Source organism: Staphylococcus edaphicus (genome assembly GCF_002614725.1).
Classification (GTDB): Bacteria; Bacillota; Bacilli; order Staphylococcales; family Staphylococcaceae; genus Staphylococcus; species Staphylococcus edaphicus.
This window is the reverse complement of record NZ_MRZN01000028.1, coordinates 21713-27712: the sequence shown is the minus strand read 5'-3', so window position 1 is coordinate 27712 and position 6000 is coordinate 21713. Positions and strand designations below refer to the sequence as shown.

The 6000-nt window shown below is 28.9% G+C and carries 11 protein-coding genes and 1 pseudogene; 5 read left to right on the top strand and 7 right to left on the bottom strand.

Translation table 11 applies throughout. The annotated features are described in order from the left end of the window. The first annotated feature begins 1 nt into the window (after window position 1). Together BTJ66_RS12550 and BTJ66_RS12545 are read left to right on the top strand one after the other, a co-directional pair. Window positions 2-265: a hypothetical protein gene (locus BTJ66_RS12550; RefSeq protein WP_238597645.1), complete on the top strand. Its 264-nt coding sequence runs from the start codon at window positions 2-4 to the stop codon at window positions 263-265. A gap of 452 nt (window positions 266-717) precedes the next feature. After that, window positions 718-1005: a hypothetical protein gene (locus tag BTJ66_RS12545; protein WP_099091279.1), complete on the top strand. Its 288-nt coding sequence runs from the start codon at window positions 718-720 to the stop codon at window positions 1003-1005. A 165-nt stretch (window positions 1006-1170) separates the two neighbouring features. On the opposite strand, the gene BTJ66_RS13585 is transcribed toward BTJ66_RS12545, so the two are convergent. After that, window positions 1171-1347, bottom strand: a complete 177-nt coding sequence (locus BTJ66_RS13585) for a hypothetical protein (protein WP_161940561.1) — start codon at window positions 1345-1347, stop codon at window positions 1171-1173. Between the two features lie 17 nt (window positions 1348-1364). Then, window positions 1365-1805, bottom strand: coding sequence for a hypothetical protein (locus BTJ66_RS12540; protein WP_238597644.1), 441 nt, complete (start codon window positions 1803-1805; stop codon window positions 1365-1367). 423 nt (window positions 1806-2228) lie between these two features. Between BTJ66_RS12540 and BTJ66_RS12535 the strand changes: the two genes are divergently transcribed. From BTJ66_RS12535 to BTJ66_RS12525, 3 genes are all read left to right on the top strand, one after another. Continuing rightward, the gene (locus BTJ66_RS12535) at window positions 2229-2477 is read left to right on the top strand and encodes a GlsB/YeaQ/YmgE family stress response membrane protein (RefSeq protein ID WP_099091277.1); all 249 of its coding nucleotides are present in this window, start codon (window positions 2229-2231) and stop codon (window positions 2475-2477) included. Window positions 2478-2822: 345 nt separating this feature from the next. Continuing rightward, window positions 2823-3050 carry a YolD-like family protein gene (locus BTJ66_RS12530; protein ID WP_274521120.1) on the top strand — a complete coding sequence of 76 codons (228 nt, stop codon included), beginning with the start codon at window positions 2823-2825 and terminating at the stop codon, window positions 3048-3050. 333 nt (window positions 3051-3383) lie between these two features. Beyond that, entirely contained in the window at window positions 3384-3581 is a 198-nt protein-coding gene (locus BTJ66_RS12525) for a hypothetical protein (RefSeq protein WP_099091275.1), read from the top strand. A 247-nt stretch (window positions 3582-3828) separates the two neighbouring features. On the opposite strand, the gene BTJ66_RS14005 is transcribed toward BTJ66_RS12525, so the two are convergent. From BTJ66_RS14005 to BTJ66_RS13580, 5 genes and pseudogenes are all read right to left on the bottom strand, one after another. Next, window positions 3829-4143, bottom strand: coding sequence for a hypothetical protein (locus tag BTJ66_RS14005; RefSeq protein ID WP_338014384.1), 315 nt, complete (start codon window positions 4141-4143; stop codon window positions 3829-3831). A 135-nt stretch (window positions 4144-4278) separates the two neighbouring features. Next, a pseudogene (locus BTJ66_RS14000) lies at window positions 4279-4797 on the bottom strand (DUF3644 domain-containing protein); the annotation flags it as partial. A 56-nt stretch (window positions 4798-4853) separates the two neighbouring features. Further along, the gene (locus tag BTJ66_RS12515; protein ID WP_099091274.1) at window positions 4854-5321 is read right to left on the bottom strand and encodes a hypothetical protein; all 468 of its coding nucleotides are present in this window, start codon (window positions 5319-5321) and stop codon (window positions 4854-4856) included. A 12-nt stretch (window positions 5322-5333) separates the two neighbouring features. Then, window positions 5334-5534, bottom strand: coding sequence for a hypothetical protein (locus tag BTJ66_RS13900; RefSeq protein WP_238597641.1), 201 nt, complete (start codon window positions 5532-5534; stop codon window positions 5334-5336). A 129-nt stretch (window positions 5535-5663) separates the two neighbouring features. Then, window positions 5664-5831, bottom strand: a complete 168-nt coding sequence (locus BTJ66_RS13580) for a hypothetical protein (protein WP_161940560.1) — start codon at window positions 5829-5831, stop codon at window positions 5664-5666. Window positions 5832-6000 lie beyond the last annotated feature (169 nt).

The following is a 6000-nucleotide window of genomic DNA, read 5'->3' as shown; positions in this document are numbered from 1 at the left end:
ATTGGCGAGACTGGAACAATTAAAACAAGCTATGCGATCAGAAACAGAAAATATGGTAGAGCAAGCAAAATCAGATGTAGAATCACATAAAAATGATATTCAACAAATCATTGAAGTCATCAATAGTACGGGACAAGCGTTAGATGGGGCATTTGAGGGTGAAGTAAGTGAAGCTGCACAAACTAATGTAACGAAATTAAAAAGTAAGAATATTGAAATGAATACGGATTTTGAATTTTTAGTCGACTCATTTGAAGTAAATTAATGAAACGAAGAGTAATTTTTTTTAGTTAGCAATTCTATTTTGAGGAAACTTAAAATGGGGAATATTAGAACATTTATTTAGAGTAATATTTAATTATAGGACATCAAACTAATAAACTATATGTTTATTCATTTCTCGATGCATCACAGAGTGAATGTCAAAGTTATAACTATTAGAACTTAATTTTGAGTTTTACCTGTTTATTCCTATTCCGAGATTTTGACATGAGTAATTCACCTATCCTTATAGCAATAAGGTGGGAGAATGAATCATTCCCTCATCCTAATACTCGAAAAAGTAAAAGCCGTTTTGCCAATAATGACTAATAGTAAATAAATATTATATAGTGACTTTAATTTAAAATACATCTTGTATTAGTATGACTTTTAAAAGATAATTAAGCAATATTGAAATAATTCGGAGGAAGTTATGAAAGATAAAAATTCATTATTATGATAAGCAGTATTTTAGGTGTTATGTTACTACTGTTTATGGTATTTGAAGAAGCAGCTATATTTAATACGAATTTAACTGAAAGTTCAAATCGTAGTTTAGAAATTTCAATAGCTTTATTTGCAATGTTCGCTACATTTGGTGGCGCATATTTAGGTGCAAAATTTGCGGGAGATAATGCCTTGAGATTACAAGAAAGAAAAATGATTAGAGATTATTTAATACAGAATTATAAAACGCTAAGTTTAATGGATAGGAAAAGATTTAAAGAAATTGAAAATTGTTAAGAAAATATTGATATTATTAGAGGAAAAAGGTATTAGTCGTGAAATAGAGGTTAGAAATTATAATGAAATGAAAAAGTGTTTAAGTAGAGTGATATGATTGTTGGAAGGATAGATAATTACGAAAAGACCCAAATATTATATTCAAGACTTTTTCTTTTTAAATAATCATTTATTCTTTTTTGATAAGTTCTTTTCAAACATACTAATACCATAAATTATAATAAATAAACCAATTGGTAAAAGTATTGTGCTTAAAGCATTATTAGATACTAGAAAAAATATCACAAGGGCGTATACTGAACATAAAATTGCTGTTAATAATACACTTAAAGCTTTAGTCATGTAAAACACCTCGATTATTATTGGTTTACTAAATCTCTAATATTACCGTCAACATTTCCTTTTACAATGATACCATTTTTAGGAATTACTTTGCCACCATAGGTAGAAACTATATGGCCAGCGAAGGAACCAATAAAACCACCAGTACCTCCACCAATTATTCTGTCTAAAGCACCCGCAGCATCTACTATATCTGCATTTTTACCCTTACCATATACTGCTTTTGTTACTCCACCTTTTTTAGCAGCATAAGTATTAATGCCATTATCACTTTCAGTTGATTCAAAACCACTAGTATTATAGTCTTGTTTATCTAATTCTGTTTTTAATTCTTGATCTGAAAAATATTTAACATTGTGATCTCCTTCTCGTTGTGCATCTTTTGAGATATTATTAGTTTTTACTAATTGTTTTGCAGGGTTAATACTCTTCTCGTTTGGATCATTCGCTTGCGCCATTGGTAAACCTGCTAAAGATAACGTAAATATTGATGCTAAAACAGTACTAGTAAACTTCGTATATTTGTTCATAATGAATACCTTCTTTGAATTATATAACTAACATAACAATATAATGTAAAGTAAAATGGGGTTTTTAATAAGCGTTGCAATATAATTTCAAACTGTTAGTATTTACTGAAATCAATAAATAATAAAATGATTTTAGTATACTAGAATAAGTTTTACCATTCCTTAATAGAGTGTTCTCTAATAATACTGTTTAGGATAGGCACTTATGTGCTTGCCCTATTTCAAATTAAGAAATTCTCATAGTTAAGTTTGTTAAATCAAAATTTTAAGTAATTATATTGTTTCAAGCATTGTTTAAATAAAGATAAAATGGTGAACTGTTTTTTATGCATTTAGAAAAGGAGTTTTTATATGGGATTTATATTAATGATTATTGTTGGCGGTCTAATTGGATGGCTAGCAGGAGCAATATTAGGTAAAGATATTCCAGGTGGAATTATTGGAAACATTATTGCAGGATTAATTGGTTCTGCACTTGGAAGCCGATTACTAGGCACATGGGGACCAGTATTAGGTGGCGTTCCTATTTTACCAGCTTTAATTGGAGCGATTGTTTTAATTTTAATTGTTTCAATAGTAATGAAAGTTATTAGAAAATAGATTTATTAGTTAGGGCAGGCACCGTCAAGTGCTTGTCCTGTTTTATTGAACAAATGTTTCACAATACTAACCAAGGGTAATAATATGATTGTAGGCAATCAAATGTCTACTCAATTATACTCAAAGGCATTGCTTCCAAGCATGCCTTTTTAATATAACAGTGTTATATTAACTAAAAAATACATGTGCTGTCATAATATTTACACGTAGATAGGGTAGGCATTCCCCCGAGTGTCTACCTTATTTTTTATGTCTAAATAGTAAAGTTAGTCGAATTTACCACATAGTTTATTAATCTTAAAAGACCAAAACAAAATAGAGAAACCTATTTTAAGCAATGATTAATTGAATGATTTAAACGATAAGATAATATTTAAAATGTATCGCGACCCAACAATTGAGTTGCGTTATTTTGAAGGTGGTTATATCAAAAGTAAAAAGGGTTATATACACAAAGTAGACCCATATGCACAGATACTACATTTATATGAAGAAACTGGAATTTGTAAGTTAGCTTTGAAAGATATTGTGGAGATAAAAAAATTGAAAAAATGTGTAAATAAGTGTCGTTAATCACGATTAACCGTGTTATAATTAATATATAAAGAAGGGAGGGAAAACATGTTAGAGAAATTGGAAAGAATAGCAAATATCGCCTTTACAGTGGTTTCGACAATGGCAGTCATCAAAGCACTGAAAGACGATAAAGAAAAATAGGTAATAGCCCTTCGGAGCTTGCCTATATAAATTCTAACATGTTGTATATATGAAAACAATTGCGATCACTTTAGTTATTTTATTATGGATAAACTTATTTGTCGGTAATTCTTATACAAGCGCTGCACTTACATTAGCCACAACTTTAGTTATATTAAAAATGTACAGAGATAAAAGGAATGGTAAAAAATGACAAACTTCGATGAAATAATTGAAGAAATTCAAACTCTTTTTAAAAAGGAAAATGGCTCAAAAATTTCTAAAAATACTGGCGTACCATACCAAACAGTTCAAGACTTGAGAAATGGAAATACGAAACTTGAAAATGCAAGGTTGCACACAGTAAGGAAACTATACGAATACGCCAAAGCCCACCTAAATGAATAGGTGGGTTGTTTTACGTGTCAATTCAGGAAGTTAAAAAGACAAATTTTATATAAAATGATTAATCAAGTTAAAAATATTCCTCCTAAAAAAGATGAAAATATATAGGACAGTAGAGAACTGTCCAGAAAAATATTGAATTACAAGTAGATGTGGCTTATAATGTAATTAAGATAACTCGAGAAGGATAAACGCTGGGTCCCAAAATGGGGTAAGTGCATTTGCACTGAGCATTCCTATGTGCCTGGGGTTATCTTTTTTTGTTTTTAAGACTTTCAACAAATTTTTTTGGTTTTTTCTTAATTTCATTAACTATAAAATCTATAAATTGCTGTGAATAAGTATAAGATTCTTGTTTACCAATTTTATGTTTATATGCGTATTTCACTTCGTTTTTAATATCATAAAAATCAATTATTAAGTTTAGAACATGCTGGTTAAACCCTTTTGGATAATCTATAGTTATTTTCTTTTTCTTTAATCTTTCTGAAACTGCTTTTATTACATTTGTATACGAATACTTATGAGTGTCAGAAGGGTCTTTATGTTCTTTAACAATTTCCACTTTATTATCAGCGTCTTTATGAACAGAAACAAGAAAATGAGCATCTTCTTTTTTCTTAGTTATATATAAGTTTTGTTTAATATCAATTGAAAATTTATCTGATCCATATTCCTTACTCAAAACGTCTATTTCATTTGTTTCTTTTATAAATTTTTCAGCTATCTCAGGCGGATATTTAAGTTTTATTTCTTCATTGCTCAATGGTTCGTAACTAGCTAAAATAGTTAAGAAGTTTTGAGTGATGTGATCTGATACATCTTCATTATGAAATCTAATAGTTTCGTTGATAAAATTCATTACGCACGCTTGGAACAATGGTGCATATTTAATTTCATATTATTGTTTAATAAAATGTGTACTAATATTACGCAAGTCTACAATCTTTTCCAAATTTAAGCGTATACGTGTATTCTCATCTGGATAAATTAATTTAATTGCGTTATTCAAATTAATTGTTCGTTCAGGATTATCTTCATAATATATATTTTCACCACGATTGAGTAACTCTGCTTTTAACATTAACTCCCATGCATTACATATAAAAAAGGAAAAACCTTCTATTCTGTATTGAATTGTCGGTTTGTTGTAAACCTCTAAACCCATAACAAATGATTCTATACATTTCTTGATTAATTTGTCACTTAAATTTTCCATCCATTTTCCTCCTAAAAAGGTAAAAATATATAGGGCACAGTATGGTGCCCGTGTGATTACTCACCAGTTTTATGTGGAACTGCATCATCCATAGGAAGACCGGTGTTAGGATCTAATTGGTCATTTGAATAATACTCATCTGATGGTTCTAAGAGACCTGCATCTCCATTAGGTAAACCTGTAAAACCATGTTGTTTAGCTACTTCGGCATTAGCTTCAATCTTTTCTTGTTCAGTTGGTTCTTGTTGTACAGGTGATTGCTCTTGTGAATTTTGTTGAACTTGTTCCTGACTAGGTTGTTCTTCAATGTTTTGTTTTTCTTCTGATTGGACAGTTTCATGTGTATTGCTATTTTCAGAAGTATTTTTATTTTCTTCTTCTTTAGACTTTTTATCATCTTTCTTCTTATCTTTTTCTGGTGCTTTCGCTTCTTTCTTGTTGTCGTCTTTTTTAGTTTCGTCGTTGTTTCCACATGCACCCAAAACTAATGAACTTACCAATAACAATCCTAAAAACTTTTTCATATAATTTCTCCTTTATTTATTAGATATTTTTTTCAATAAGCTAATAATTTCATCGTTTTGTTTAATAATTTTATCATTTTGAGCTATTTCAATAAAATTTTGTTTTTGTTGTGTTACGTAATAATTGTATTGAGCTTGCTTTTCTCTGTTAGTAGTAAACATACCTAAAGAATTTAAAACTTTGTCGAAATTTGCATCAACTCTTTGTTTCATAAACGCGTCTAAGGTCGTTTCAGTGGGGGAATTAATACCTTGGCTTACAAAAAACTTAATTAATTTATCGTTTTCTTTTTCTAAAAAGTGATTTTTATAACCAGGATTTATTTTTAAAATTTCAGCTTCTTATTTTCTATCAAATTCTCTTTTGTTTGATTTATACAATTTGATGAATTCTTTTTTTCTTTTTATATCTAAATCTCCCCAAAATTTTTGAACATCGTTATCTTTTCTATATAGACCAACTATTTCAACTTCCGTCATATTTTCTCGAAATCCCAATTTTTCAGACATTAAAATTCCCCTTTGTTAATTTTTTATATTCAAACACACGTAATGGCTCAAATTGAATTAAGTAACCATTAAGTAATTGGTTGGCAATGTTATTAAATATCAACTTAATTGTACTATACCTAAAAAATAATAGTGATAACAAAAAATTATGATTAAAGATATTATTCAT